The sequence below is a fragment of the Kocuria sp. WN036 genome (genome assembly GCF_002287015.1).
Classification (GTDB): domain Bacteria; phylum Actinomycetota; class Actinomycetes; order Actinomycetales; family Micrococcaceae; genus Kocuria; species Kocuria rosea.
This window is the reverse complement of record NZ_NSKF01000020.1, coordinates 1-26,418: the sequence shown is the minus strand read 5'-3', so window position 1 is coordinate 26,418 and position 26,418 is coordinate 1. Positions and strand designations below refer to the sequence as shown.

At 74.4% G+C, this 26,418-nt stretch carries 20 protein-coding genes; 7 read left to right on the top strand and 13 right to left on the bottom strand.

The genetic code is table 11. The annotated features are described in order from the left end of the window. Positions 1–18 precede the first annotated feature (18 nt). On the bottom strand, positions 19–1,884 hold the full coding sequence (locus tag CK505_RS12840) for a bifunctional sugar phosphate isomerase/epimerase/4-hydroxyphenylpyruvate dioxygenase family protein (protein ID WP_095651305.1): 1,866 nt from the start codon (positions 1,882–1,884) through the stop codon (positions 19–21). Beyond that, positions 1,884–3,326: an MFS transporter gene (locus CK505_RS12835; RefSeq protein WP_095651304.1), complete on the bottom strand. Its 1,443-nt coding sequence runs from the start codon at positions 3,324–3,326 to the stop codon at positions 1,884–1,886. Before CK505_RS12835 ends, CK505_RS12840 begins: the two co-directional genes overlap by 1 nt. Before the next feature lie 172 nt (positions 3,327–3,498). Here CK505_RS12835 and CK505_RS12830 point away from each other — a divergent pair, with 172 nt between their 5' ends. After that, positions 3,499–4,269, top strand: a complete 771-nt coding sequence (locus CK505_RS12830) for an IclR family transcriptional regulator (RefSeq protein ID WP_176475343.1) — start codon at positions 3,499–3,501, stop codon at positions 4,267–4,269. 15 nt (positions 4,270–4,284) lie between these two features. Here CK505_RS12830 and CK505_RS12825 read toward each other — a convergent pair whose 3' ends face one another. Genes CK505_RS12825 through CK505_RS12815 form a run of 3 tightly spaced genes read right to left on the bottom strand, consistent with a single transcriptional unit; the run spans position 4,285 to position 6,228 of the window. Further along, a complete protein-coding gene (locus tag CK505_RS12825; RefSeq protein ID WP_017834381.1) occupies positions 4,285–5,241 on the bottom strand; it encodes an aldo/keto reductase family oxidoreductase in 957 nt (318 codons plus the stop codon). Then, complete coding sequence (locus CK505_RS12820) at positions 5,238–5,921, bottom strand: tetratricopeptide repeat protein (RefSeq protein WP_095651303.1); 684 nt, start codon at positions 5,919–5,921, stop codon at positions 5,238–5,240. The genes CK505_RS12825 and CK505_RS12820 overlap by 4 nt, the downstream gene beginning before the upstream one ends. Positions 5,922–5,964: 43 nt before the next feature. Beyond that, complete coding sequence (locus CK505_RS12815; protein ID WP_035925812.1) at positions 5,965–6,228, bottom strand: PLDc N-terminal domain-containing protein; 264 nt, start codon at positions 6,226–6,228, stop codon at positions 5,965–5,967. A 146-nt stretch (positions 6,229–6,374) separates the two neighbouring features. Here CK505_RS12815 and CK505_RS18690 point away from each other — a divergent pair, with 146 nt between their 5' ends. Then, complete coding sequence (locus CK505_RS18690; protein ID WP_217987553.1) at positions 6,375–7,445, top strand: YsnF/AvaK domain-containing protein; 1,071 nt, start codon at positions 6,375–6,377, stop codon at positions 7,443–7,445. A 280-nt stretch (positions 7,446–7,725) separates the two neighbouring features. Continuing rightward, positions 7,726–9,921 (top strand): catalase, encoded by a 2,196-nt coding sequence (locus CK505_RS12805; protein WP_095651302.1) that lies wholly within the window; start codon positions 7,726–7,728, stop codon positions 9,919–9,921. Positions 9,922–10,028: 107 nt separating this feature from the next. On the opposite strand, the gene CK505_RS12800 is transcribed toward CK505_RS12805, so the two are convergent. Beyond that, the gene (locus CK505_RS12800; protein ID WP_095651301.1) at positions 10,029–11,411 is read right to left on the bottom strand and encodes a TIGR01777 family oxidoreductase; all 1,383 of its coding nucleotides are present in this window, start codon (positions 11,409–11,411) and stop codon (positions 10,029–10,031) included. A 177-nt stretch (positions 11,412–11,588) separates the two neighbouring features. Here CK505_RS12800 and CK505_RS12795 point away from each other — a divergent pair, with 177 nt between their 5' ends. The 3 genes from CK505_RS12795 (at position 11,589) to CK505_RS12785 (ending at position 18,676) form a co-directional block, all read left to right on the top strand. After that, positions 11,589–12,167 (top strand): histidine phosphatase family protein, encoded by a 579-nt coding sequence (locus CK505_RS12795; RefSeq protein WP_017834387.1) that lies wholly within the window; start codon positions 11,589–11,591, stop codon positions 12,165–12,167. Between the two features lie 135 nt (positions 12,168–12,302). Next, complete coding sequence (locus CK505_RS12790; protein WP_017834388.1) at positions 12,303–17,225, top strand: NAD-glutamate dehydrogenase; 4,923 nt, start codon at positions 12,303–12,305, stop codon at positions 17,223–17,225. 8 nt (positions 17,226–17,233) lie between these two features. Continuing rightward, positions 17,234–18,676, top strand: a complete 1,443-nt coding sequence (locus tag CK505_RS12785) for an NAD(P)/FAD-dependent oxidoreductase (protein WP_035925823.1) — start codon at positions 17,234–17,236, stop codon at positions 18,674–18,676. A gap of 7 nt (positions 18,677–18,683) precedes the next feature. On the opposite strand, the gene CK505_RS12780 is transcribed toward CK505_RS12785, so the two are convergent. Further along, entirely contained in the window at positions 18,684–19,292 is a 609-nt protein-coding gene (locus tag CK505_RS12780) for a lytic transglycosylase domain-containing protein (RefSeq protein ID WP_035925826.1), read from the bottom strand. 85 nt (positions 19,293–19,377) lie between these two features. After that, positions 19,378–22,014 (bottom strand): multicopper oxidase domain-containing protein, encoded by a 2,637-nt coding sequence (locus tag CK505_RS12775; RefSeq protein ID WP_095651300.1) that lies wholly within the window; start codon positions 22,012–22,014, stop codon positions 19,378–19,380. 156 nt (positions 22,015–22,170) lie between these two features. Between CK505_RS12775 and CK505_RS12770 the strand changes: the two genes are divergently transcribed. Further along, complete coding sequence (locus CK505_RS12770; protein ID WP_095651299.1) at positions 22,171–22,671, top strand: DUF456 domain-containing protein; 501 nt, start codon at positions 22,171–22,173, stop codon at positions 22,669–22,671. 70 nt (positions 22,672–22,741) lie between these two features. Here the strand turns inward: CK505_RS12770 and CK505_RS12765 are convergent, their stop codons facing one another. The 5 genes from CK505_RS12765 to CK505_RS12745 all read right to left on the bottom strand — a co-directional run. Continuing rightward, complete coding sequence (locus CK505_RS12765) at positions 22,742–24,109, bottom strand: molybdopterin molybdotransferase MoeA (RefSeq protein WP_017834393.1); 1,368 nt, start codon at positions 24,107–24,109, stop codon at positions 22,742–22,744. Further along, entirely contained in the window at positions 24,109–24,405 is a 297-nt protein-coding gene (locus CK505_RS12760; protein ID WP_051063815.1) for a DUF6457 domain-containing protein, read from the bottom strand. Before CK505_RS12760 ends, CK505_RS12765 begins: the two co-directional genes overlap by 1 nt. Before the next feature lie 39 nt (positions 24,406–24,444). Continuing rightward, positions 24,445–25,038 carry a molybdenum cofactor guanylyltransferase gene (locus tag CK505_RS12755; protein WP_035925839.1) on the bottom strand — a complete coding sequence of 198 codons (594 nt, stop codon included), beginning with the start codon at positions 25,036–25,038 and terminating at the stop codon, positions 24,445–24,447. A 4-nt stretch (positions 25,039–25,042) separates the two neighbouring features. Beyond that, positions 25,043–25,312, bottom strand: coding sequence for a MoaD/ThiS family protein (locus CK505_RS12750; RefSeq protein ID WP_017834396.1), 270 nt, complete (start codon positions 25,310–25,312; stop codon positions 25,043–25,045). 6 nt (positions 25,313–25,318) lie between these two features. Next, positions 25,319–26,418, bottom strand: a 1,100-nt coding sequence (locus CK505_RS12745) for a GTP 3',8-cyclase MoaA (protein ID WP_141246822.1), incomplete at its 5' end; no start/stop codon positions are given.

Genomic DNA, 26,418 nt, shown 5'->3' with positions numbered 1-26,418 from the left:
CGCCCCGCGGCGGGGTGCTCAGGCCTCCGTGCGCGCCCGGTGGGCCGCCTGCGAGCGCCGGTACTGCGCCGCGAGCCGGACCGGGGCGTTGGGCGCGCCGAAGCCGGAGTACCCGTTGCGGCGCTCGACCACCTCGAAGAACACCGTGCCCAGGGTCTCCGTGTAGAAGTGCAGGAACTCGCCCGCGGCGTCCCGGTCGTAGAGCAGGTGCAGCTCCTGCAGGGCGGCAACGAACCCGGCGTCGAGGTCGAAGCGGGCGTCGAGGTCCTCGTAGTAGTTCTGCGGCACGGGCAGGAACCGCAGCCCGCGCCGGCGGGCCCGCCGGGCCGCGGCGAAGACGTCCGTGCAGGACAGCGCCACGTGCTCGGGGTAGGCCGCGCCCACGAAGGAGCCCTGCTCCGCGGCGGCCGGGGCCACGTTGAGCGGCATCCGCACCGCCCCGTTGGCCGAGCGCATCACCTGGCTGCGCACCAGCCCCGAGGGGCCGGGGACGTCCTGGGCGGCCTGCGCCTCCAGCGCCAGCACCGAGGTGTAGAACAGCACGGCCTCGTCGTAGTGCTGCCACGGCTGGGCCATGTTGACGTGGTCCACCCCGGTGACCAGGGCCCCCGTGTCCAGCTCGTCGTCCGCGCCGAACTCGCCCAGCCAGGCCGGGACCCCGTCCGCCGTGCGCTCGCAGAAGAAGATCTCCGTGCCGTCCGGAGCGAACACCCCGCGCAGGACCTGCTCGTCGTCGCGCTGGGAGCGGGGCACGGGCAGGGCCTTGAGCCGGGCGGCCCGGTCGACGGCGGCGTCCGGGTCGGCGACGTCGAAGCCGAGCGCGGCGACCTCGGTGGGGGAGCCGTCCGGGACCGCGTCGTTGACGACGACCCGCACCGGTCCCTGCACCCACACCTGCACGTTCTCCTTGGACTGGTGGTGCCCGCCCAGGGCGAAGCCGAGCTGGTGCAGGAGCCGGGTGGTCTCGCCGAGCCGCCCGGTGCGGATCTCCACGAAGTCGTGGCCGGCCGGCTCCTCGACCGCGGGCAGCGGCTGGAGCTCGAGCGTGTCCCGGGTCCGCTCCCCGGCCAGGGCCCGCCGGGTCTGGTCCTCGAGCCAGCGCAGGGAGCGCAGCCCGTCCACCGCCGTGCGGTTGACGTCGGCCTGGCGGAAGGCGTCGTTGAAGATCTCCAGGGACACGGGGCCGTCGTAGCCGGCGCGGACCAGGTGGGACATGAAGCCGACCATGTCGAAGTCGCCCTGCCCGGGGAACACCCGGTGGTGGCGGGACCAGGACAGGACGTCCAGGTGCAGGAGCGGGGCGTCGGCCAGCTGCACGAAGAAGATCTTCTCCGCCGCGATGTCCTCGATCGGGGCCGGGTTCCAGGCGCGGGAGAGGATGTGGAAGCTGTCGAGGCAGGTCCCCACGCTCGGGTGGTCGGCGAGGTCCACGATCCGCTGGGCGCGCTCGAAGTCGTTGACGAACCTCCCCCAGGCCAGTGCCTCGTAGGCCAGGCGCACGCCGTGGCGCGCGGCGAGCTCGCCGAGCCGGTGCAGCTGGTCGGCCATGACCTCGTCGTCGTCGATCTCGGCGGTGGCCACGTTGGAGCACACGAGCAGGGTCTGCGTGCCGAGCCGGTCCATCAGCCGGAACTTGGCCTCGGCGCGCCGCAGGTTCGCGGCCAGCCGCTCGGGGCCCACGGCCTCGAAGTCCCGGAAGGGCTGGTAGAGATCCAGGCTCAGGCCCAGCTGCGCGGCGAGCTCCCGGATCTGCTCGGGCGAGGAGGGGGAGACGACCAGGTCCTGCTCGAAGACCTCGATGCCGTCGAACCCGGCGGCCGCGGCGGCGTGCATCTTCTCCTCGAGGGTGCCCGAGAGGCAGACCGTGGCGATCGAGGTGCGCATCAGCGTGCCGCCCCGGCGGCGGCCGGCTCCGCGGCGCCCTCCTCCGCGGCGCCCCGGCCCCGGGCGTCGAGGGCGCGCAGCTCGGCGGCCTCGGTGCGCGAGGTGTGCAGCGCGTCGATCTCGTCGAGGGACTTCCGCGCCGTCTCCTTCGCGGTGAGCGCGGCGCCGCCGGAGATCAGGCACGCGACCGTGACGAACACGGCCACGCCCAGCCAGTTGTCGCCGGCGGGACCCGCCACGGCGGAGGCGAGGACGGGCGCGAAGCCGCCCGAGACGGCGAAGCCGATCTGGGTGCCCAGGGCCAGGCCGGTGACCCGGACCCGCAGCGGCAGCATCTCGGCGTAGAACGAGGGCCAGATGCTGTTGGCCATCGAGTAGAAGCACCCGGACATGACGGCGCCGAGCACGAAGATGAGCGGCCAGTTCCCGGCGTGGACCGCCGAGAGGTAGGGGTACATCAGCACGGCGGGGCCGAGGACCCCCGCGAGGAAGACGGGCTTGCGGCCGATGCGGTCGGCGAGCACGGCCACGACCGGGATCACGAACAGGGCGACGGCGTTGGCCAGCACGGAGACCCACAGCATGGTGGAGCGCTCGAGGCCGACCACGGAGGTGGCGAAGGAGAGCGACCACACCGTGAACACCACGTTGACGGTGTTGATCATGGCGGCAGCGGCGATCCGGACCACGGCGGCCCGGTGGTGCCGCAGGAGCACGCGCAGCGGGGACTCCGGCTGCTCGGCGGGGGTCTCGGCGCGGGCCTCCCGGAAGGCCGGGGGCTCCTCCAGGTGGCGGCGGATCAGGTAGGCCACCACCACGACGACGGCGGAGAGCCAGAACGGCACGCGCCAGCCCCAGCTGAACAGCGCCTCCTCCGGCAGGAGGGTGAACGGGATGAACACGGCGGTGGCGAGCAGGGTCCCGAACTGGGTGCCCTGCAGGGTCCAGCTGGTGGTGTACGCGCGGCGGTCCTCGTCGGAGTGCTCGAGCGACATGGAGATGGCGCTGGCCTGCTCGCCCGCGGCGGACAGCCCCTGGACCACGCGGCACAGCACGAGCAGCACCGGGGCCAGCATCCCCACCTGGTCGTAGGTCGGGAGGCAGCCGACGGCGAAGGTCGCCCCGCCGATCATGAACAGGGTCAGCATGAGCACGAACTTGCGGCCGAACCGGTCGGCCAGCGGACCCATGACCAGGGCCCCCAGGGGGCGGACGACGTACGCCACGCCCACGGTGCCCATGGCGAAGAGGATGGCCACGCCGGGGGACGTCTCGGCGGGGAAGAAGAGGTGGTTGAGCACCAGGGCGGCGGCGGTGCCGTAGACCGCGAAGTCGTAGTACTCGAGGGCGCTGCCGATCCAGCTGGCCAGCGCGGCCTTGCGGGGCGTCCGGCCGGAGGGCGGCGGGGCCGTGGTCCCGGCGGTCGTCGCTGCTGAGCTCATGGAGGTCCTTCGGGTCGGTCCACAACGCGATCTGGTTCTCATATTGTGGAAGTCACTGCTACTGTGTGATCATGATCTCTGTGAGCTGGTCCACATGTCAACCGCAGGACGGACGGAGCGCTGCTGTGCGAACGTCGATCAGAACCGCCCTCCCCGGCGCCGGGGGCCCCCGGTGACGGCCCCGGCGCCGGCGGGGGCCGCCCGCCAGGACATGGTGGGCAAGGCCCTCCGGCTGCTCGAGCTGCTGGGGGAGCACCCGGACGGGCTGACCGCGGCCGAGGCCACCAAGATCTGCGGCTACCCCTTCAGCACCACCTACCGGCTGCTCAACGCGCTCGTCCGGGACGGCTTCGCCGAGCTGCAGGAGGACAGGCGCTACGTCCTGGGGCTGAAGATCTTCCACGCCGCCCACAGCGTGGCCCAGCGCCTCGGGATCACGGGGACGGTCGTGCCCGTGCTCCGGCGGATGGTCGAGCGCACGGGGGAGTCCTGCCTCTTCGCCGTCCTGGACGGCGACCGCTTCCACACCCTCGCCAAGGAGGACGGGCCGGACTTCCGGGTCACCTCCGACCCCGGCTACCGCGGCGCGCTGCACTCCTCGGCCCTCGGGCTGTGCCTGCTCGCGTTCGCCCCGGAGGACGTGCGCGAGCACCTGCTCGGCACCATCGAGCTCGAGGCCCGCACCCCGGCCACGCTCACGGACCGGGACGAGCTGCGCCGGCGGGTCGAGCGGATCCGGCGGGAGGGCTGGGCCACCCAGGACCAGGAGCACGACGTGGGGATGGTCGCCGTCGCGGTGCCCGTCCTGCGGCCGGGCGGGGGCTGCATCGGCTCGCTCGCGCTGTCCGCGCCGGTGTTCCGGCACCGGCTGGAGGACCTCGTGGACATGGTGCCCGCCCTCCGGGAGGCGGCCGGCGAGCTGGGCGCGCGGCTCACGGGCTGAGCGGCCGGGGCGGGCTCAGGGGACGGACTGGCCCCGCGCCGCCGTGAGCAGCGCGTACCAGTCCTCGTGGCCGAGCCGGGACGCGAGCTCCTCCGCCGCGGCGCACGCGGCGATCCGCTCCGGGTCGGTGGTCCCCAGCACCGGGCGGATCCCGCCGGGGTGCTTCATGAGCCACGCGAGGACCACCGCCTCGCCGGGGACGCCGTGCGCCGAGGCGATCCGGTGGACCGTCTCGGCGGTGGCCGCGGCGTGCTGGTCCTCCGGCGGGATCGGCGCACCGGTGTACAGGCCGCGGGCCAGGGCGCCCCACGCCTGCACCTCGATGCCGTCGGCCGCGCAGTACTCCAGGAGCCCTTCCGGGAAGGAGTGCTCCGCGCCCTCGGGGTGGTTGGCCAGGATCTGCTGCTCCACGAAGCTCCGGTGCCGCAGGCTCAGCTCGAGCTGCACCGCGGTGACGGGCGTGCTGAGCACCTGCTGGTAGCGGGACACCTGGCGGGTCGACATGTTGGACAGGCCCACGGAGCGGATCAGCCCCTCCTTGCGCAGCTCGTCCAGGGCCCCCGCGACCTCCCGGGGATCGGCCAGGGGGTCCGGCCGGTGCAGCATGAAGCGCTCCACGGAGTCCACGCGGAGCCGGCGGAGGGACCCCTCGAGGCCGCGCCGGATCGTGTCCCGGTCCAGCCGGTAGTGGGTCGGCGCGCCGGGTGCCGCGGTGTTGCCCGGCAGGCGCACCCCGCACTTGGTCTGGAGGCGCACCCTCCGGCGCAGCTCCGGGTCCTCCGCGAGGAGCTCGCCGAAGACCTCCTCGGACTTGCCGTGGGCGTAGATGTCGGCGTGGTCGAAGTCGGTGATGCCGGCGTCCAGCGCCGCGTGCACCGCGGCCCGGGCACGGTCCACGGTCCCTGCGCTCGGCGGGGCGTCGTCCCACGACCCCCCGATGGTCATGCAGCCGTAGATCAGGCGCGAGCTCATGAACGGTCCTCTCCGTCGGGCACCCCGGCGTCCCGGGCGGGGCTCTGCTGCTCCAGGCGCTGCTGCTCGGCGGACCAGCGCAGGCGGGCGGCCGCCGCGTAGGCGGCCCCGGACTCCTTCATCCGGCCCGCGCGCTCGTAGAGCCGGCCCAGGGCGGTGAAGCACTCCGCCTGGTCCGTGGCCGTGGCCTCGGTCTCCTGGTAGAAGTCCAGCGCCCGGTTGTAGGCCGTGATGGCCTGGGTGTGGCGCTCGCCCAGCTCGTACACCCGTCCCAGGTTGACGTGGCACTGCGCCTGGTCCTGCGCCTCGTGCGGGGCGTCGAGGTACTGGCCCAGGGCGTCGAGGAGGTGCTCCTCCGCGTCGTGGGCGCGGTCCAGCTCGAGCAGCAGGCTGCCCAGGATCAGGTGTGTGCGGGCCAGGTGCTTGCCGCTGCCGGGGATGCGGCAGAACAGCCCGAGGGCGTTCTCGTAGGCGGTGACGGCCCGGCCGGGGCGGTTCATCCCGAGGTAGAGATGACCCAGGTTGTAGTGGCAGGCGGCCTGCTCCTGGAGGGAGTCGCCCTCCTCCTCGAAGAGCACGATGGCCTGCTGGTAGGCGGTCTCGGCCTCGTCGAGCCGTCCGCGGTCCTCGGCGTCCAGGGCCCGGGTGAAGAACCCGTGCCCGTCCTGGGTGTAGCTCATGCGGAGTCCTTTCTCGGCCGGGTCCTGCGGGGGTGTCGGCGGGCTACGCGGGGTGCGGGTCCTGCGGGCGCGGGGCCCGGCGGCCCAGCGCGAACCACAGTCCCGCGCCGGCGACGGGGAACGCGAGGATCACGAGCAGCCACAGCAGGCGCAGCACGGGATCCAGGGCCGGGCTGCGCAGCAGGGAGACCGTGGCGGCCACCATCAGCACGACGACGACCGCTCCGGCCACCGTCGCACCGCTCTCCCACGCCCCCGTCCGCACGGCCTCGGCGCCGCCGGCCGCGAGGGCGGTCCAGGTGCTCATGCATCGATCCTCGCACCGTGGGCCCGGGCGGACAAGGGCGGGCGCTCCGGCGCGCCGGTCCCCGGTCCCCCGTAGAGTGGAATGCGCCACAGCTCAGCACGCTGATAAAATGTGGCTGTCGACTGCAACCCCGAGGAGAGTCCACGATGTCCACCTCCGACGACCGCCCGTACGACCAGGAGTCCGCCCACGAGGAGCCCACCGCCGGGCGCGCCGGCGGGCGGGACGCGGACGACACCGGGGTGGAGCGCCACCCGCCCAGCTCGGCGACCGAGCTCTGGGACCACAACGCCTACGGGCGGGAGGACGGCGACATCGGCGGCTCCGCGACCTCGGGTGCCACCGACACCCGCGACCCGCGCGGCGGGGCTCCCGCCTACAACATCGACGCCGGGGACGACGACGCCGTCCGTCACGGCGACGACTCAGGCCGCGACGACGGCTCGCCCGTGCGCGGGACCGGCGAGTCGCTGACCGGGGCGGACGCCACGGCCGGCCACGACCGCGAGAGCGTGGGCGACGATCGGCCTGACGACCGGCGCGACCACGGCCGGCGCGACGAGCCGTCCGGCGCCGGCGGAGGGGCCTTCGACCAGGAGGCGACCGGCCGGGACGCCACCGGCCGGGACGTCACCGGCCCGGACACCGCCGACCTGGACACTGCCGACCTGGACACCGTGGAGCGGGACGCCACCGGCCCGGACACCACGACCCCGGACACCACGACCCCGGACACCACGACCCGGGACACCACGGACCGGGACACCACGACCCGGGCCGGGGCGGAGCGCGGTGCCGGCCGCCACGCCGCCGGGGACGCGACCGGTGACCTCGGGGTCGGTGGTCGCTCCGGCGAGACCCCCTCCGTGGTCCGGCACGAGGAGCGGCTGCAGGTCGGGACCGAGCGCGTCGAGTCCGGGCGGGCCCGGCTGCGCAAGTACGTGGTGGAGGAGCCGGTGCGCGCGGAGCAGACCCTGGCGTCCGAGGACGTCGAGGAGGTCCGCACCCCCGTCACCGAGGAGGAGCGCGAGGCGTTCCTCGCCGGCCGGGAGCTGCCGGTGGGGGAGGACGAGGTCATCCTCTACCGGGAGGTGCCCGTGGTGCAGACGGTGCGCGTGCCCTACGAGCGGGTGCGCCTGGTGGTGCGCCGCACGGAGCGTACGGAGGTGGTCGAGGAGACCGTGCGCCAGGAGCGGGTCGACGTCGAGGAGGACTGAGCCCCTCCGTCCCGGACCCCCTCGGCCACGGCGCCGAGGGGGTCCGTTCCGCTCCGTCCGGGGAGTCCGCCCGGGGCGCGGTCGGCTGTTCACCCAGCGCGGAGGCGGGTCCGGTGACTTGTGCCCTGCCTCACGGGAGTGCACTAATGGTAAGTGAGCTGGTCGTTCCCGTCCGTCCGGACCGGGACCGGCCGGTGTCGACCGCACTTCGACGACCGGGAGGTCCATCATGCGCAAGAGGCTGAACAGGAAGAGGCAGAGGACCGAGGGGCAGGCGCCCATGGCTCCCGGCGTCCCCGGCAGCGAGACCGCCCCGCTCGCGGAGCCCACCACGCCCCGCCCGCCGCTGCCGCCCAAGCCGGACCAGGGCACGCCGGAGCCGGTGAGCCCCACGGGCCAGGACACCGGGATCGACCCGACCCTCAACGCCCAGGGCGGCGAGCACCTGACCACCGCCCACGGCTCCCGGCGCGCCGACACCGACCACTCCCTGAAGGCGGGCCGGCGCGGTCCCGTGCTCCTGCAGGACCACCACTTCCGGGAGAAGATCAGCCACTTCGACCACGAGCGCATCCCGGAGCGCGTGGTGCACGCCCGCGGCGCCGGCGCCCACGGCGTGTTCCGCTCCTACGGCACCGCGAGCAGGATCTCCTCCGCCGCCGTGTTCGGCAAGGACGTCGAGACCCCGGTCTTCGTGCGCTTCTCCACCGTCCTCGGCTCGCGCGGGTCCGCCGACCTCGCCCGGGACACCCGCGGCTTCGCCACGAAGTTCTACACCTCCGAGGGCACGTGGGACCTCGTGGGCAACAACATCCCCGTGTTCTTCATCCAGGACGCCATCAAGTTCCCGGACGTCATCCACGCGGGCAAGCCTCATCCCGACCGGGAGATCCCGCAGGCGCAGTCCGCCCACGACACCTTCTGGGACTTCGTCTCCCTGCACACCGAGGCGCAGCACCACACGATCTGGAACATGTCGGACCGCGGCATCCCCCGGTCCTACCGCACCATGGAGGGCTTCGGCGTCCACACGTTCCGGCTCGTCGACGACGCCGGCCGCAGCGTGCTCGTGAAGTTCCACTGGAAGCCGAAGCTCGGCGTGCACTCGGTGCTGTGGGAGGAGGCGCAGATCGCGATGGGCATGGACCCGGACGTGCACCGCCGGGACCTCGCGGACGCCATCGAGGCAGGCGCCCACCCCGAGTGGGAGCTCGGGGTGCAGGTCTTCGAGGACAACGAGGAGCAGGTCTTCGAGGGCATCGACCTGCTCGACCCCACGAAGATCGTCCCGGAGGAGCTCGCGCCCGTGGAGCCGGTCGGGCTGATGACGCTCAACCGCAACCCGTCCAACTACTTCGCCGAGACCGAGCAGGTCGCCTTCAACCCGAACAACCTGGTCCGCGGCATCGACGTCACCAACGACCCCCTGCTGCAGGGCCGGCTGTTCTCCTACCTGGACACCCAGCTCAGCCGGCTGGGCGGGCCCAACTGGACCCAGCTGCCGATCAACCGCCCGCACGCCCCGGTCAACGACATGCTCCGGGACGGGATGCACCAGACGGCCGTGCACAGCGGGGTGGCGCCCTACCACCCGAACTCGCTGGACGGGAACAACCCCTTCCCCGCCGACGAGCCGGCCCGCCCCTTCATCGACCACCCGGCCCCGGTCGCGGAGTCGGTCAAGGAGCGCGGGAACCCCGTGACCTTCGAGGACCACTACACCCAGACCCGCCTGTTCTGGCTGTCGATGAGCGACGTCGAGAAGGAGCACATCGCGCAGGCGTACACCTTCGAGCTCGGCAAGTGCTGGGAGCAGGCGGTCAAGGAGCGCCAGCTGCAGGCCCTGGCCAACATCGACGAGAAGCTGTGCGCCGTGGTCGCCCAGGGCCTGGGCCTTCCGGCGCCGAAGCCGACCGTCAAGCACGGGAGGATCAAGCCCAGCCCCGCCCTGTCCCAGGTCGGCGGGCAGTGGCCCCTCGACGGCCGGCAGGTCGGGATCGTGGTGGGCCCCGACCCCGACGAGAACGACCTCCTGGCCGTGGTCTCCGCGATCGACGACGCCGGGATGGTGCCGCTGGTCATCGCCCCGCACGGCGGGCCGGTCGGGCGCGGCGGGAAGGTCGTGGCCCACCGGACCTACCTCACGGCGCGCTCCGTCGAGTTCGACTCGGTGCTGGTGGCCGGCGCCGTCCCGCCGGCCCCGGACGCCCGGCAGGGCCTCGACGCGAAGGCCGGAGCCGTCGCCCCCGGCGGCGTGGACCCGCGCGTGCACCTGCTGCTCGGCGAGGTGTTCCGCCAGGCCAAGGCCATCGGCACCTGGGGCGCCAAGGGCCAGGTGCTCGCCGCGGCCGGCCTGCCCGAGGGCGCGCCCGGCGTGGTCTCCGGCAAGGACGCCGCCGCCGTGGTCGAGCAGGTGGTCACGCTCATGAAGAGCCACCGCGCCTGGGAGCGGTTCCCGGTCTCCGGCCGCCTCTGACGACCGTCCTGCCGCTGACCCGCCACGTCGGCCCGGGCACCCCGCGGATCCGCGGGGTGCCCGGGCCGAGGTGGTGGTCCCGGCGGCGGCGGGCGGGCCGGGGCGGGTCAGAAGCGGCCCAGCTCCTCCCGCAGCGCCGAGCCGAGGTCGGGGTGGCGGAACCGGTAGCCGCGGTCGATGGCCCGGTCCGCCGAGACCCGCTGGTCCGCGAGCGCCATCAGCTCGGCGCCCTCGGAGCCGAGCACGAGCTTCGGCCCGAACCCCGGGGTGGGCAGCAGGGCCGGCCGGCCGAGGACCTTGCCGAGGGTCCGGGCGTAGTCGCGGCCCGTCACCGGCATCGGGGCCACGGCGTTGACGGGCCCGTGCAGGCCGGGGGAGAGCACCGCGTGGGCGAACAGACCCACCGTGTCGTCCAGCGAGATCCAGCTCAGCCACTGGTCCCCGGAGCCGAGCCGCCCGCCCAGCCCCGCGAGGAACAGGGGCAGCTGGGCCTTGAGGGCGCCGCCGGCGGGGCTCTGCACCACCCCGGTGCGCACCGTGACCACGCGGGTGCCGATGGCCTCGGCCTCCTGGGCGGCACGCTCCCACGCCGTGCAGACCTCGGCGAGGAAGTCGTCGCCCGGCGGGGACTTCTCCGTGACGCTCTCCCCGTGCGTGTCCGCCCCGTAGTAGCCGATCGCGGAGCCGTTGACCAGCGCGGCGGGGGCCTCGTCGCCGAGCGCGACGAAGGCGCGGACGAGCAGCCGGGTGCCGAGCACCCGCGAGTCGTGGATCTGCTCCTTCGCGGCGTCCGTGAGCCGCCCCCCGATGCTGCGCCCGGCGAGGTTCACCACGACGTCCACCCCCCGCAGCGCGGCGGGGTCCAGCTCCCCGGCCGCCGGGTCCCACGAGATCTCGAGGGGGGTGCGCGCCTCGCGGCGCACGAAGCGCAGGACCGTGTGGCCCCCGGTGCTCAGCAGCGCGGCCAGCTGCACGCCGATGGTGCCCGAGGCCCCCGTGACGGCGACGGTCAGCGGCCGGCCGGGATAGCGGCTGTGGAGGTCGAGGTCGGCGGCCAGCCGCCGGGCGCGGGCCTCGAACTGGCGGCCCAGCGCCGGGCTCATCAGCCGGTCCCCGAACGCCCTGCTGCCCGGCAGCGCCGCGTACTCCACGGTGTCCGTGACCACGGTCCCGCCGTGCCCGTCGTCGTCGAACCGGTGGTGGTGCTCCCACGAGGCGAGCGGGCCCTTCACCATCCGGTCCCGGAACTCCCGGCCGGGGACGAAGCCGTGGTGCTCCGCGGTCCAGGGCACCGAGGCCAGCCCGTAGGAGCCCGGCACGGCCACCCGCAGCCGGGACCGCGTCCCGTCCTGCAGCGGGGGCGAGGACTCCTCCACCACGGAGCCCGTCCACGCGGGCGTGAGCCGGGTGAGCGCCCCCGGGCGGGCGTGCCAGGCGAAGACGTCCTCGACGGGGTGGGGCACGCGGGAGCTGAACGTGAAGGTGGTCATGCGTGCCACTCAACCCGCATTGCCCCGGTTCGTCCAGGACCTCGGGCCGCGGGCCGTCCGTGTCCTGGCCCGGAGGGCCGGCGGCGGCCGGGTGCGGTGCGGTGCCCGGGCCCCCGCGGACCGGGGTTCCCGCCGTCCCGCTTGCCCCCCGGCGGGCCGTCGCCCAGAGTGGGGGACGTGAACACCCCCGGACGCATCGTGCTCATCCGCCACGGCCAGACCGACTGGAACCTCGAGGAGAGGCTCCAGGGCGCCACGGACGTCCCGCTCAACGACGCCGGGCGGGAGCAGGCCCGGGTCGTCGCCCGCCACCTGCACGCCGAGGCCCTCGGCTGGGACGTCCTGGTCTCCTCGCCGCTCGGCCGGGCCGTGGAGACCGCCCGGATCATCGGCGAGGCCCTGGGCCTCGAGCTCGCGGCGACCTACGACGAGCTCGTGGAGCGCAGCTTCGGCCCGCTCGAGGGCTCGCGCCTGGCGGGTCTCGAGGGCGCCGCGCGGGAGCAGGTGCTCTCCGCCGGGGAGCCGCCGGAGGCGGTCGTCCGCCGCGGTCTGGCGGCGCTGCGCCGGATCCGCGCCGACCACCCCGGGCGCCGCGTGCTGGTGGTGGCGCACGGCTCGCTCATCCGCCTGACGGTCTCCGAGCTCAACGGGGAGGCCCATCCCCGGGTCGGCAACTGCGAGGTGGTCCCCGTGCGGACGGAGGCCCTCGGCGCCGCGCGCCTGCGAGATGACGCGTCGGAGTCCACCGCACCCTGACAGTCCCGGCTTCGTTCAATAAGCTGGGACCCACCAGGGACGGTCCCACGAGGTGCCGTCCACCCCCTGGGGCGGCGAGGGCGGCGCACGGACCGTGCCCCCTGCCGTCCACGGCGACGAAGGCGTGATGCGGCTGTGGCCTCTGACCAGTACACGATCCCCGACGAGGACCGGACCGAGGCGCTGCAGGTGATCCCGCGGGCCCCCGAGTGGTCCGGGGACCGGGCGTGGATCAACGAGTACTACCGCCACGTGCCCCAGGAGGACCTGCTCGCGCGCACCGAGGACCAGCTGCGCGAGCGGGCCGACCACCACCACGAGGTGGGCCGGGTCCGCGCGCCCCGGGAGATCGCCGTGGGCGTGCGCCAGGAGGACTCGACCTCCGTGGTCTTCGTGGTCACCGAAGACGTCCCCTACCTCGTGAGCACCGTGTCCGCGGAGATCGCCGCCAAGTGGGGCGGCGCCCGTCTGCTCATCCACCCCGTGCTCGTCGCCGCCCGGGACGCCGGGACGCACGAGCTGCGCGAGCTCCAGCAGGTCCCGGACTTCTCGGCCACCTCCAGCGGCGACACCACCGCGCTGCCCAGCCTGGCCGGGTTCCGCTCGGACGGGGGCACCACGCACGTGGTGGAGTCCTGGATCTCCGTGGAGCTCTCCCGGCAGATCTCGGACGAGACCGCCCAGGAGCTGGTGCACCGGCTCACGAGCCTGCTCGAGGACGTCCAGCGGGTCGACGACGACCAGGTGGAGCTCAAGGAGCGCGTCGGACGGCTCGCGGACGAGCTCGACCGGCTGCGGCGGCTGGACCTGCCCGAGGGCGGGCACCCGCCGCTGGTCGGACCGTCCCAGGAGTTCCTGCGCTGGCTGGTCCGGGGCAACTTCATCCTCATGGGCTTCAAGGAGTACGACCTCGAGGACTCCGGCGACGGCCTCTCCCTGGTCAGCCGTCCCGGGACCGGTCTGGGCCTGCTCGTGGAGCACGACCGCAAGCCGCACCGGCAGGTCCTGACCGGGCTGGGCCGGGAGCACGCGCGCGAGGCCGGCACGCTGTTCATCACGAAGGCCAACCGCCGCTCCTCGATCCACCGCAGGGAGTACCTCGACTACATCGGCGTCGCGAAGTACGACGACGAGGGCCGGATCGTGGGCGAGTACCTCGTGCTGGGGCTGTTCACCCGCCGCGCCTACAACACCCCGGCCCGCGAGACGCCGCTGATCAAGGACAAGATGGCCGAGGTCGCCGAGCGGTTCGGCTTCCTCGAGGACTCGCACTCGGCCCGGGACCTGATGGGCAACATCGAGGACTACCCGCGCGACGAGCTGTTCCACATGACCGCGGACGAGCTCTACGACATCATGCGCGGCGTCATGGGCCTGGACGAGCGGCGGCAGACCCGGCTGTTCCTGCGCCAGGACCACTTCGGGCGGTTCATGTCCGCGGTCGTCTTCCTGCCCCGCGACCGGTACAACACGTCGGTGCGCGGGCGGATCGAGGCCGAGCTGAAGCGCACCTTCGACGCCGAGTCCATCGACTTCGACGCCCGGCTCACCTCCTCGACGCTCGCCCGCCTGTTCTTCCGCATCCGGCTGCCCTACACCGGTCAGGTGCAGTCCTTCGACCGCTCGGGCCTGGAGGCGCGGCTGCGGGCCGCGGTGCGGTCCTGGTCCGAGGCGCTGGCGCGCGCGATCCACCGGGACTTCTCGGAGGAGCTCGCGCGGACGCACGCCGAGAACTGGGCGGAGGCGTTCCCGGACGCCTACCGGGCGGACTACGAGATCGAGGAGGCGGTCGAGGACCTCCAGCGCTGCGAGGAGCTGTGGGGACGGGACCCGGACCTGCCCGCGGAGGTGCGCGTCGTCGACGACCCCGGGGGCGTGCGGCTGAACATCTACCTCACCCGCTCCCTGTCCCTGACCGAGCTGCTGCCGATGCTGCAGAACCTCGGCCTGACGGTCCTGGACCAGAAGCCGTACGAGGTCACCCCCGCCGACGGCCGCCACTTCCAGCTCTACGACTTCGGGGTGCGGCTGCCGGAGGGCGTGGACGCGACCGGCCCGGAGGACGCCAAGACCGAGGACCTCATCGAGGACACCCTGTGCGCGGTGCTGTCCGGGCGCTCCGAGTCCGACTCCCTGAACCGGCTGGTCCTGACGGAGCGCATGACGTGGCGGACCGTGGCCGTGCTGCGCTCCTACGTCCGGTACCTCCTGCAGCTGGGGCACCCCAACTCCTTCGACTACATCGCGGACACGCTCCTGGGCTTCCCGCGGGTCACCCGGGCGCTGGTCGAGTTCTTCGACGCGAGCTTCAACCCGGCGCTCGACGACGCCGTGCGCGGCTCCCAGCGCGACGCCGCGCAGGGGCGGCTCACCGAGGCCCTGGACGAGGTCCCCACCCTGGACGCCGACAAGCTGCTGCGGGCGCTGGCCGAGTGCATGGCCGCCACGCTGCGCACCAACGTGTACCGGCACCGCCCCACCATGGCGTTCAAGCTGGACCCGCGGCGGATCAGCACGGCCCCGCTGCCGCACCCCATGTTCGAGGTCTGGGTGTGGTCCCCGCGGGTCGAGGGCACGCACCTGCGCTTCGGGCCCGTGGCCCGCGGCGGCCTGCGCTGGTCGGACCGCCGGGAGGACTTCCGCACCGAGGTCCTGGGCCTGGTGAAGGCGCAGATGGTGAAGAACTCGGTGATCGTCCCCAACGGGGCGAAGGGCGGGTTCTACCCCAAGCAGCTGCCCGAGCCGGCCGCGGACCGGGACGCCTGGGTGGCGGAGGGCCGGGAGGCGTACAAGCTGTTCATCGCCTCCCTGCTGGACATCACCGACAACCTCGTCCGCGACGCGTCCGGCCAGGACGTCGTCGTGCACCCCGAGAACGTGGTGCGCCGCGACGGCCAGGACTCCTACCTGGTGGTGGCCGCGGACAAGGGGACGGCGTCCTTCTCGGACACCGCCAACGCGATCTCCGCGGAGTACGGGTTCTGGCTCGGGGACGCCTTCGCCTCGGGCGGCTCGGTGGGCTACGACCACAAGGCCATGGGCATCACGGCCCGGGGGGCGTGGGAGTCGGTGAAGCGGCACTTCTTCGCGCTGGGCGTCGACACCCAGGCGGAGGACTTCACCGTGGTGGGCGTGGGGGACATGTCCGGCGACGTGTTCGGCAACGGCATGCTGCTGTCCGAGCACATCCGGCTGCTGGCCGCGTTCGACCACCGCGACATCTTCCTCGACCCCGACCCGGACCCGGCCGTCTCCTACGCCGAGCGCGAGCGGCTGTTCGGCCGCCCGCGCTCCTCGTGGCAGGACTACGACCCGGAGAAGATCTCGGCCGGCGGCGGCGTGTACTCGCGCACCGCGAAGTCCGTGCCGATCTCCCCGCAGGTCCGCGAGGCCCTCGACCTCGACGACGGCGTCGAGGAGCTCTCCCCGATCGAGCTGATGCGGGCGATCCTGACGGCGCCCGCCGACCTCCTGTACAACGGCGGGATCGGCACGTACGTGAAGTCGGCGCAGGAGACCTCCACGGACGTGGGGGACAAGGCCAACGACCCGATCCGCGTCGACGGCGGGGACCTCCGGGCCAAGGTCGTCGGCGAGGGCGGCAACCTGGGCTGCACCCAGCTCGGCCGCGTGGAGGCCGCGCTGAACGGGGTGCTGATCAACACGGATGCGATCGACAACTCCGGCGGCGTGGAGTCCTCCGACCGCGAGGTCAACATCAAGATCCTCGTGGACCGCATGGTCGTGGCGGGCGAGCTCTCCGCGGCGGAGCGCGCCGGCTTCATCGAGGCCATGACCGACGAGGTCGCCGGACTGGTGCTCGAGACGAACGTGGCGCAGAACGTGCTGCTCACCACGGAGCGCTCGCGCGTGCGGGCCCTCAACGAGGCCTACATCCGGTTCCTGCACTGGCTCGAGGACGAGGCCGACCTCGACCGGGGCATCGAGTTCCTGCCCTCCGACGAGCAGCTGCGCGAGCGGGTCCGCACCGGCCACGGGCTCACGTCCCCGGAGCTGTCCGTGCTGGCGGCCTACGCCAAGATCCAGCTCTCGGAGGCGCTGGTCGAGGGCGGTCTCGCCGAGGACCCGTGGTTCGGGGAGGTCCTGGAGGCCTACTTCCCGGAGCAGATCACCCAGCGCTTCGGCGAGCTCGTCGGCACCCACCCCCTGCGCGCCGAGATCATCTGCACGATGGTGGCCAACCAGATGGTCAACTACGGCGGCATCCCGTTCGTCTACCGCGTGATGGAGGAGACCGGGTGCGGGCCCGTGGAGGTGGCCCGGGCCTTCGTGGCGGCCGTGCAGATCTACGAGATCGACCGCTACGCCCACCAGCACCGGGAGCTGCCCGCGGAGGTGCCCACCGAGGTGTGGGACCGGATGTTCCTGGACATGCGGCGCCTGCTGGACCGCGTGGTGCGCTGGCTCATCAACCGGGAGGAGACGGCCAACCCGGTGGCCGAGGTCATCGACCGCTACAAGCCCACCGTGGACATCCGGTTCCTCGAGGACCGGCTGCTCGGGGAGGACTCCCGGCAGCGGGTCGACTCGCGGGCGGAGGCCGCCGCGCGGCAGGGCGTCCCCGGGGCGCTGGCCACGGAGTGGTCTCAGCTGCTGGACGCGTTCGCGCTGCTCGACGTCGCCCGTCTCGCCCACGCCTCCGGCGAGGCGATCGCCGAGGACGGCGGCCTCGACGAGGAGCAGATCAAGACCATCGCCAAGGTCTACTTCCGGCTCTACGACCGCTACCGCATCGAGAGCCTGCTCAACCGCATCACCGGCCTGCCGCAGACCACCCGCTGGGAGAACCTCGCGCGGATGTCCATGCGGGAGGACGTGTACGCGACCCTGGTGGCCCTCGCCGACCAGGCGCTCGAGGCCCCCGGCCGGGACGCGCGGGAGAAGGTGGAGTCCTGGGAGTCCAGCAACGAGTCCCGCCTGGGCCGGCTGCGCGAGGTGCTGGGGGAGATCGAGGCCGAGGACACGGGCGAGGCCTCCGCGGAGCTCGCGTCCCTGTCCGTGGCGCTGCGGACCATGCGCAGCGCCCTGGTCGGCTAGGACGGCCCGTGCAGGGGACGGCCGCGGTCGTCGGCTCGGGGCCCAACGGGCTCGCCGCGGCCGTGGTGCTGGCCCGCGCGGGCCTCGACGTCACGGTCCACGAGGCGGCGGGCTCGGCCGGCGGCGCGGCCCGCTCGGCGGCCGTGCTCGGCCCCGGCACGGTGGTGGACCTCGGCTCCGCCGTCCACCCCTTCGGCGTGGCCAGCCCGCTGTTCGCGCAGCTGGGCCTGCACCGGCACGGCCTGGAGTGGCTGCACCCGCCGGTCGTGGCCGCGCACCCGCTCGACGACGGCCCGCCGGGCCTGCTGCACCGCTCGCTCGAGCGCACGGCGGCGGGGCTGGGCGCGGACGGCCGGGCGTGGTCCCTGCTGCACCGCGGCGTGGTGGAGCGCTGGGAGGAGACGGTCGAGTCGGTGCTGGGCCCGCTCGTGCGCGTGCCCGAGCACCCGCGGGCACTGGCGTCATTCGGTCTGCGCGCGCCGTGGCCCGCCGCGGCCACGGCGCGGGCGCTGTTCCGCACCGAGCAGGCCCGGGGGCTCTTCGCCGGGTCCGCCGCCCATGCGGTGCTGCCCCCGCGGCACGCGCTGACCTCCGCCTTCGGGACGCTGTTCGGCGCCGCCGCCCACGCCACGGGGTGGCCGGTGGCCCGCGGCGGCACCCAGGCCGTCGTCGACGCCCTGGTGGCCGATCTCGAGGAGCACGGCGGGCGGGTGCTCGTCCACTCCCCGGTGACGGACCTCGCCCAGGTGCGGCCGGCCGACGTCGTCCTGCTGGACCTCACGCCCCGGCAGGTGCTGGGCCTGCGCGGGCTCGAGCTGCCGGACCGGTACCGGCGGGCGCTCGCCCGGTGGCGCTACGGCACGGCCTCCTACAAGGTGGACCTGCTGCTGGACGGCCCCGTGCCGTGGCGGGACCCGCGCGTGGCGGAGGCCGGGACCGTGCACGTGGGCGGGACGCTCGCCGAGATCGGCGCCGCGGAGCAGCAGGCGCGGGCGGGCCGGCTGCCGGAGCGCCCGTTCGTGCTCGTGGCCCAGCAGGGGGCCGCCGACCCGTCCCGGGCCCCCGCGGGTCGGCAGGTGCTGTGGGCCTACGCCCACGTCCCCCACGGGTGCGACGACCCCCGGGCGGGGGAGCGGGTGCTCCGGCAGCTCGAGCGCTTCGCCCCCGGGGTGCGCGACCGGATCCGCGAGCGCGTGGACACCTCCCCGGCCGGGCTGGAGGCGTGGAACGCGAACCTCGTGGGCGGGGACATCGGCGGCGGCTCCCTGGACGGGCTGCAGCAGCTGTTCCGGCCGGCCGTGCAGGCCGACCCCTACGCCACCGGCGTGCCGGGGGTCTGGCTGTGCTCGTCGTCGACGCCCCCGGGCGGCGGGGTGCACGGCATGGCCGGGTACCACGCCGCCCGCAGGGCGCTGCGGGGCCTCGCGAGGAGCCGGCGGCCCGCCGGCTGACGAGCGCTCAGGCGCCGACCCCGGCGTACGTCGTGGCCGCGAGCTCGCGGATCTGCGCCACGTAGCCGCGGGTCTCCGCGAACGGGGGGATCCCGCCGTGCCGCAGGACCGCCGTGGGCCCGGCGTTGTAGGCGGCCAGCACGAGGTCGATCTCCTCCCGGGCCGAGGCGGGCGCCAGTCCCCGCACCATGCGCCGCAGGTCCTTGAGGTAGAGGCCCTGGGCCCGGATGGCGGCCCGCGGGTCGAACGGGTCGCCCCGGCCGTAGCGCTTCCACGTGTCCGGCATGAACTGGGCGAGGCCCTGCGCCCCGGCGGGGCTGACGGCCCGGGGGTCCCAGCGGCTCTCGACGTCCAGCTGGGCGGCGACGATCTCGGGCGGGAGCCCCGAGAGCTCGGCGGCGGCCAGGACGTCATCGCCCCACGGCTCCGGGACGGGCGCGGTGCGGATCGGCTCCTCGCCGAGGGACGCCCCGCAGCACCCGGGGGCGTTGGCGTGGAAGAGCCCGCCGGTGCCGATCAGGAGCAGCACCACGGAGGCCAGCAGGAACCACCGGGAACCGCGCGGGGCGAGTTCCTCGGTGCCGGGGCGCGCGGGGTCCAGGACGGTGGTGGCCATTTGTTCCAGGCTAGGGCGGCCCGCCCGCCCCGGTCTGCGGCCTCTTGGGGGGACAGCCTCCACGCCCGCCCGGTGGACGGGAGGGTCAGCCGGTGACCTCGATCAGGCCGCGGGCTCCGCGCTCGGCCTCCACGAGGGAGTGGTTCACGAAGGGATAGGTGCCGGGCTCGGAGAACTCCAGCTCCACGAAGCCGCCCTGGGCAGGGGCGAGGTCGAGGGCCTGGGCCCCGCCGGATCCCGCGCCGCCGCGCTCCAGGAGGTAGGCGCCCTCCTTGTGCACGGTGTCGAACTGAGCGCCGACCACGTGGAAGCTCAGCCCCGTGGACGGCCCGGCCGCGAGGACCCGGATCCGCACCCGCTCCCCGGCGCGGGCGGTCAGCGGCTCGTGCAGGTACTGGGTGGCGTGGCCGTTGAAGACCGTGAAGCTGGGGACCCCGCCCGGGATCCTGGCCGGGTCCACGGCGGCGTCCACCCCCGTCCCGTCGCCGGCGTCCTCCCCGGGCGGGCCCAGGTACGTCTCGTTCTGCACGAGGAGGTAGTCGCGGTCCACCTCCGGGAGCCCCGGCGGGTCGATCACCACGGCGCCGAACATGCCGGCCGCCACATGCGTGCTCATCGGCGCGGTGGAGCAGTGGTAGAGCCAGATGCCGGAGCGTACCGCCTCGAAGCGGTAGACGAGGGAGTCCCCCGGGGCGAGGGTGCGCATGTTCTCGTCGGGCGCCACCGTGCCCGCGTGGAAGTCCACCGAGTGGCCCATCGTTGCGCCGTTGGTCAGCGTGATCTCGAAGACGTCGCCGACCTCCCCGTGCAGCGTGGGCCCCATGTAGCGGCCGTTGTACGTCCACGCCCGCATGCGGACGCCGGGGGCGATCTCGTGCTCGCCCTCCGAGACGTCGAGGTCCACCCGGTGCACCCGCCGGCCGTCCTCCTGGACGCCCGCGCCGACGGGCTCGAGCACGGGGGAGCGGACCTCGACGCCCTCTCCCGGGGCGGCCCCGAGGTCCGCGCCGTCGGCCGGATCGGTGCCGGCGGGGACCACGCCGGGCGCCCCGCGCCGCTGGCCGGCCGCGGAGGGCGCGTCGAGGGGAGCGCCGTCCGCGCCGACGGCGACGACGTCGAGGGTCATCCCCATGCTGCGGTGCCCGACGATCGAGCACCACGCCTCCAGGGGTCCGTCGACCACACCCGCCTCCACGGTCACCGTCTGTCCGGGGCCGACGCGCCCGGAGCTCGTGCCGGAGGCCAGGATGAGGTCGTGCACGTTGGTCGGGTCGTCGTTCGTGAGCTCGATCACGAGCTCGTCGCCGAGCGGGACCTCCACGACGGAGGGCTCGAAGCGCATCCCCTCCCGGGCACTGACCTGCACGGTGGTCGTCCCGCCCGTGGCCGGGGCCCCGGAGCCGCCGCCGCGCAGGTCGAACCCCGCCGCGGCGGGGTTCACGGCGATGCCCGCCGCGACGCCCAGGGCCACCACGAGCACCCCCGCCAGCGCCTCGCGGGCCGGCCGCGGAGGCGCGGCGGGGGCGACGGCCTCCGGCATGGGCACCGGCTCCCCGGCCCGGCGGGCCATGGCCGCCCGGCGCCCCGCCAGCGAGGTCCGGGCGGCGGAGACCATGAGCGGGACGAACGCGAAGAGCGCCGCCGCGCCCAGGACGGAGACCACGGCCCGGACCCAGGAGGGCACCGCGCCCGGTGGGAGCGCGAAGAGCAGCACGCACAGGTTGACGACCACCACGCGGAACGTCCCGGCGCGGTTGATGGCCCGGTGGGCCGCCCGCACGGTCGCCGGCCCTCCCCCCATGGTCACCGGCAGGAGGTAGGTCATGGCCCCCAGCAGCACCTGTACCAGGAAGCCGGCCACGAACGGGACGGTCAGCTGTCCCAGCGCCGCCGCGTCGAAGCCGTGCAGGGCCACCACGAGGACGGCGGCCACCACGGTGACCGTCCACCACAGGACGCCGGCGGCCACGGACCAGCCCGCGTAGTCGGAGGGACGGGCCCGCACCGCGGTCCGGGCCATGACCGCGACCACGGCGCCCAGCCCCGCCGCGTAGACCGCCAGGCCCGCCGCGGCGAGCACGGGGGACCCGGCCAGTGCCGCCGTCCCGGTGAGCACCAGCCCCCCGGTCAGCACGGGCAGCGCCGCGGTGCTGACCCGGGTGGAGAGCTCCGGCATGCGCGTGCGCAGGATCGTGGGCCACAGGGTGAGCGCGGTCCCGGCGACGGTCAGGCCCACGAAGCCCAGGACGTTGGTGACCTCGTGGGCGAGGAGCAGGCGCGCGTGCCAGGCGCCGGCGGGGCCGGTGGCCAGGAGCGCGCCGAGGACCGCGCCCACCGGCAGCAGGAAGGCCGCGACCACGTAGTAGCGCACGGTCACGGCGAACCGGGACGGCAGCGCCGTGCGCAGCTGCCGGAGCAGGGCCGCCCCGTGCCAGGCCACCGCGGCGCCCACGGCGGTCGAGGCGAAGAGCACCAGCACGTACCAGCCGGTGAGGATTCCCACGACGAGCAGCACGGTGCCGGCGTTGAGCAGCCCGATCCGGGCCAGCTGCCGACCCCGGGCGTCGTCGGGCACCCGGTTCTTCAGCAGGGAGTCGGTGAAGTGCTGTGACCACACCAGGACCGAGTTGGTCACGAGCCCCAGGGTGACGAGGTGCACCAGCAGCCACCGCGTCTCCGGGAGCCAGCGGTGGAAGAGCACGACGAGGAGCAGGGCCGCCATCCACAGACGGACCGGTCTGCCGGCCCGGCGGTGCCAGGACGTCCGTCCCCGGGGGCGTGCGGATGCGTGCACGGAGCTCACCTGCCCATTTAATTTGCGGATCAGATACTAGTATACGGTGCGGCTGTCGCCGGGTGTGCCGCCTACGATGAGGGCGTGACTACCGAGATCATCGCGACCCTCATCACCGCCGCCCTGCTCGTCGTCGGGTGCCTCGGCATCATCGTGCCGGTGCTGCCGGGCTCGATCCTGATCGTGGTCGGCCTCCTCGTCTGGGCCCTCACGGTCCAGGCGGTCGAGGGCTGGACCGTGCTGGGGATCGGCTCCGCGCTGGCGATCGCCGGGATGGCCGCGAGCGCCGTGCTCACCGGCACCCGGCTCAAGCGCCGGCAGATCCCCAACCGCTCCCTCCTCTACGCCGCGGCCGGCGCCGTGGTGGGCCTGTTCGTGATCCCGGTGGTCGGGATCTTCGTGGGGTTCTTCGTGGGCCTGCTGCTGAGCGAGACCGCCCGCCAGCGGGACCTCCGGGCGGCGCTGGACTCCAGCTGGGCGGGTCTCAAGGCGGCGGGCCTGGGGATCGTCGTGGAGTTCGCGTGCGCGCTCGCCGCCTCCACGGTCTTCGTGCTGGGCGCGCTGGTCCTCTTCACGACCGACTGAGCCCGCGAAGCCGGGGACGCCGAGAGCCCGGACACCACCGGTGTCCGGGCCCTCGGCGTGTCGCGGCGCGTCAGCGCCAGGGCAGGGGGACCACCTCGACGTCCTGCCCGGCGGTCACGCCGCCCGGCGGGACCACGGCGATGACGTCCGCGTGGGCGAGCCCGCGGAGCATGTTCGCGCCGACCCGGTCCCGGGGGGCGACCGTCCCGTCCCGGAGGTAGGCGGGCACCAGGGCGGTGACCTTCTGGCCCGGCAGGTCCTCGGCCGCGGGCAGGGTGCGCGTGGCCGGGGGCCGGTCGCTGTGCAGCTTGGCGAGCAGCGGCTGGGCCACCGTGAAGATGCTGGTCATCGCCGCCAGCGGATTGCCGGGCAGGCCCACCACGAAGGGGCCGTCCTCGGGCAGCCGTGCCAGGAACGTGGGGTGGCCCGGGCGCTGGGCGAGGCCGTCGAGCAGGAAGACCGCCCCGAGCTCCTGGAGCGCCGAGCGGACGTGGTCGGCGTCGGAGTGCCCGGTCCCGCCGGTGGTGATGACCACCTCGGTGCGGGCGTCGAGCACCGACGCCATGCCGGAGGGCGCCTCGGTCAGGGCGGAGAGCATCGCCTTCGCGGTGTCCTCGACGCGCCGGAGCTGGTCCACGGACCCGCCCAGCATCTCCACGAACGTGGGCAGCTGGGGGCCGAAGGCGTCCCGGACCTGGCCCGGCTCGGGGATCCCGTCCTCGACCACCTCGCTGCCGGTGAGCAGGATCGTCACGCGCGGACGGCGGCGGACCGGGAGCATGTCGTGGCCGCTGACGGCGGCGAAGGCGATGTGCGCCGGGTTGAGCAGGCAGTCGGCGTGCAGGATGACGTCCCCGGCCGCGACCTCCTCGCCGGTGCGGCGGATGTTCTGCCCGTAGGGGATGTCCTCGGCCGAGGGGGCGTGGGCCGCGATCGTGAGCACGGTGCCCTCCTCGGACAGCTGCGCGTACTCGTCCCGCAGCACGGCCCGGGCCCCGGCGGGGACGAGTCCGCCGGTGACGATGCGGGTGGCCTCGCCCGGCTCGAGATTGAGCACCGGGCGGTAGAGCTCCCGCGGCGGGATGGTCAGCATCTTGCGCGGGTCGGTCTCCACGGGCTCGGGGAAGACCACCGTCCACGGCTGGGGGCCGGCCACGGCGTAGCCGTCCATGGCGGAGGAGGCGTAGTGCGGGACCGGGATCGGGGCGGTGACGTCCTCGGCGAGGACCTCGCCGAGCGCCTCCTGCAGGGGCAGCCAGTGGCTGGGCAGCGCGGTGGCGATGTCGTAGGAGAACTGCCGGGCCCGGTGCCAGTCGGCGTCGTGGACGGTCTCGACCTCCTCGGGGGCGCTCTCGGGTGTGCCGCTGTCGTCCTCGATGACGGGCAGCGCGTGCGTGTAGGGGCTGTTGGTGTCGTGGGGCAGGGGCAGTCCGGACATCAGTTCTCCTCGGGGGTTCGGCGGGCGGCGGGGACGAGACCGTCGACGGTCTGCAGCGCGCGGTCCAGGACGCGGCGCTCGTCCTCGCCCGCGGCCGCGGCGCGGCCCACGTGGTAGCCGAGCAGGTAGGCGGTGGGCGGGACGGCGGGGCGCACGGTGCCGTGGGCGATCCTGCCGGTGAGTCCCAGCACGGCGTCCAGGGGGAGGCCGGCGTCGGGCACGTCCAGGGCCGCCCGCACGGCCTCGACCCACCGCTCCAGGATCTCGTGCTCGGACGGGCTCAGGTCCTTGGGCATGCGCCGCTCCTCCCGGGCGGTGGGGCCGCCCGCTCGTGGTCAGGTCAGGTGGTGCCTGTGCACATCGTCCCACGTATCGACGTCCGCGGTGGCGTCCTCGGGCACGGTGACGTCCCGGAGCGGGAGCTCGCGCACGAACGAGAACACGGACCGGTCCGCGGCGTCCTGCCCCGCGAAGGCCCGGCGCAGCACGTCGCTGCGGTAGAGGGCGGCGAGGGGCTGGCGGTGGCCGTCGGGCGGGACCGACACGTAGCCGGCGGCGCCGTCACCGGTCCGGGCCGCCTCCAGCAGGAGGGGCACGGCCCGTGACACCCCGGGCATGTCGCACGCCAGGGTCAGGGTCCACTGCGCGGCGGGCAGGGCGTCGAGAGCGCGCAGCCCGGCGGCGATGCCCGCGGCCGGGCCGGAGAACGGCGGGTCCTCCCGGGTGCGCAGCACGTGCGCGGGGACGGCCGGGTCCGCCGGGCCGACGACGACGACGCCCGCCGCCTCCCGGACCGCGTCCAGCGTGAGCTCCAGCAGGGTGCGCCCGGCTCGCCGCAGACCGGCCTTGGGCCGGCCGCCCAGGCGGGCGGAGCGGCCGCCCGCCAGGACCACGGCGTGGAAGACCGGGGCCGGTCCCGGGGCGCTCACGCGCTCATCCGCCGGAGAAGGGCGGCAGGACGTCGAGCACCGCCCCGGACGGGACCGGGGTGTCGGGATCGGGGCAGGCCACGCCGTCGAGCAGGAAGCTGGACCGGGCCAGCACCTGCGCCAGCGGAGGCTGTCCCGGTGGCGGCTCGGGGTGGGCCCGGGCCAGCAGGTTCTCCACGTCCCGGCGCGTGCAGGGCCGGTCGTCGGGGACCTCCAGGGTCTCGGCGTCGGTGCCGGCCGCAGCGCGGGCGGCGGCGAAGTAGCGGATCAGCATCCCTGCTCAGCCTCCGATCGCGCTCATCGAGCGCTCCGGCTGGACGTAGTCGGGGGAGTCCAGGCCTACGTGGTCCATGCCGTGGGCGGCCGGTTTCGCCCACATCGCCGCCCGCCAGCGCTCGGCCAGCTGGGCGTCGGTGGCACCAGCCCGCAGCAGCGGCAGCAGCTCGACCTCCTCGTGGGAGAACAGGCAGGAGCGGATCCTGCCCTCGGCGGTGATCCGGGTCCGCTTGCAGTCGGCGCAGAATGGCTCCGTCACGGAGGCGATGACGCCCACCGTGCCCAGCGGCGGGTCCTGGGCGCCGGGGCGCAGAGCGGAGGACGCGGCGGGGGGCGCCGCGGACGTCGCGTCCGAGGTCGCGCCGGAGTCCACGGGGGCGGCGCTGGCCGTGCGGGGGTGGACGTCCCACAGCTCGGCCGGGGCGCCCTCGCGCGGCCCCGGGTGCGGGGCCAGCCGGAACCGGCCGGCGAGCCGGTGGCGGATCTCGGCGGCGGTGACCATGTCCGCCCGGGTCCAGCCGTGGTCGGCGTCCAGGGGCATCTGCTCGATGAACCGCAGCGCGAAGCCGCGCTCGAGCGCCCAGGCGAGCAGGTCGGGGGCCTCGTGGTCGTTGACCCCGCGCATCAGCACCGCGTTGATCTTCACCGGGGTCAGCCCGGCGGCGGCCGCCGCCTCGGCCCCGGCCAGCACGTCGGCGAGGCGGTCCCGGCGGGCCAGGGTGCGGAAGGTCGCCGCGTCCAGGGAGTCCAGGGAGATGTTGATCCGGGTCAGCCCGGCCTCGGCCAGGCCCTGGGCGCGGGCGGCCAGACCGATGCCGTTGGTGGTCAGCGAGACCGGCAGCTCGGGGTGGGCGGTCCGCACCCCGGCCACGATCTCCTCGAGGTCGGCCCGCACCAGGGGCTCCCCGCCGGTCAGGCGCAGCTCGGTGACCCCGAGCTGCTCGACGCCCACGCGCACGATGCGGGTGATCTCGGCGGGGGTCATCAGCTGGGCGGCGGGCAGCCAGGGCAGGCCGCCGGCGGGCATGCAGTAGGTGCAGCGCAGGTTGCACTTGTCGATCACCGACAGGCGCAGGTCGGTGGCGCGGCGGCCGTGGCGGTCCA

Excerpts from the sequence above, each read along its gene's own strand:
- CK505_RS12840 (WP_095651305.1), bottom strand. The coding sequence starts at position 1,884 with ATGCGCACCTCGATCGCCACGGTCTGCCTCTCGGGCACCCTCGAGGAG.
- CK505_RS12800 (WP_095651301.1), bottom strand. The coding sequence starts at position 11,411 with ATGACCACCTTCACGTTCAGCTCCCGCGTGCCCCACCCCGTCGAGGAC.
- CK505_RS18690 (WP_217987553.1), top strand. The coding sequence starts at position 6,375 with ATGTCCACCTCCGACGACCGCCCGTACGACCAGGAGTCCGCCCACGAG.
- CK505_RS12780 (WP_035925826.1), bottom strand. The coding sequence starts at position 19,292 with ATGGCCACCACCGTCCTGGACCCCGCGCGCCCCGGCACCGAGGAACTC.
- CK505_RS12805 (WP_095651302.1), top strand. The coding sequence starts at position 7,726 with ATGGCTCCCGGCGTCCCCGGCAGCGAGACCGCCCCGCTCGCGGAGCCC.
- CK505_RS12775 (WP_095651300.1), bottom strand. The coding sequence starts at position 22,014 with ATGGCGGCCCTGCTCCTCGTCGTGCTCTTCCACCGCTGGCTCCCGGAG.
- CK505_RS12750 (WP_017834396.1), bottom strand. The coding sequence starts at position 25,312 with ATGCTGATCCGCTACTTCGCCGCCGCCCGCGCTGCGGCCGGCACCGAC.
- CK505_RS12825 (WP_017834381.1), bottom strand. The coding sequence starts at position 5,241 with ATGAGCTCGCGCCTGATCTACGGCTGCATGACCATCGGGGGGTCGTGG.
- CK505_RS12835 (WP_095651304.1), bottom strand. The coding sequence starts at position 3,326 with ATGAGCTCAGCAGCGACGACCGCCGGGACCACGGCCCCGCCGCCCTCC.
- CK505_RS12765 (WP_017834393.1), bottom strand. The coding sequence starts at position 24,109 with ATGTCCGGACTGCCCCTGCCCCACGACACCAACAGCCCCTACACGCAC.
- CK505_RS12815 (WP_035925812.1), bottom strand. The coding sequence starts at position 6,228 with ATGAGCACCTGGACCGCCCTCGCGGCCGGCGGCGCCGAGGCCGTGCGG.
- CK505_RS12820 (WP_095651303.1), bottom strand. The coding sequence starts at position 5,921 with ATGAGCTACACCCAGGACGGGCACGGGTTCTTCACCCGGGCCCTGGAC.
- CK505_RS12760 (WP_051063815.1), bottom strand. The coding sequence starts at position 24,405 with ATGCCCAAGGACCTGAGCCCGTCCGAGCACGAGATCCTGGAGCGGTGG.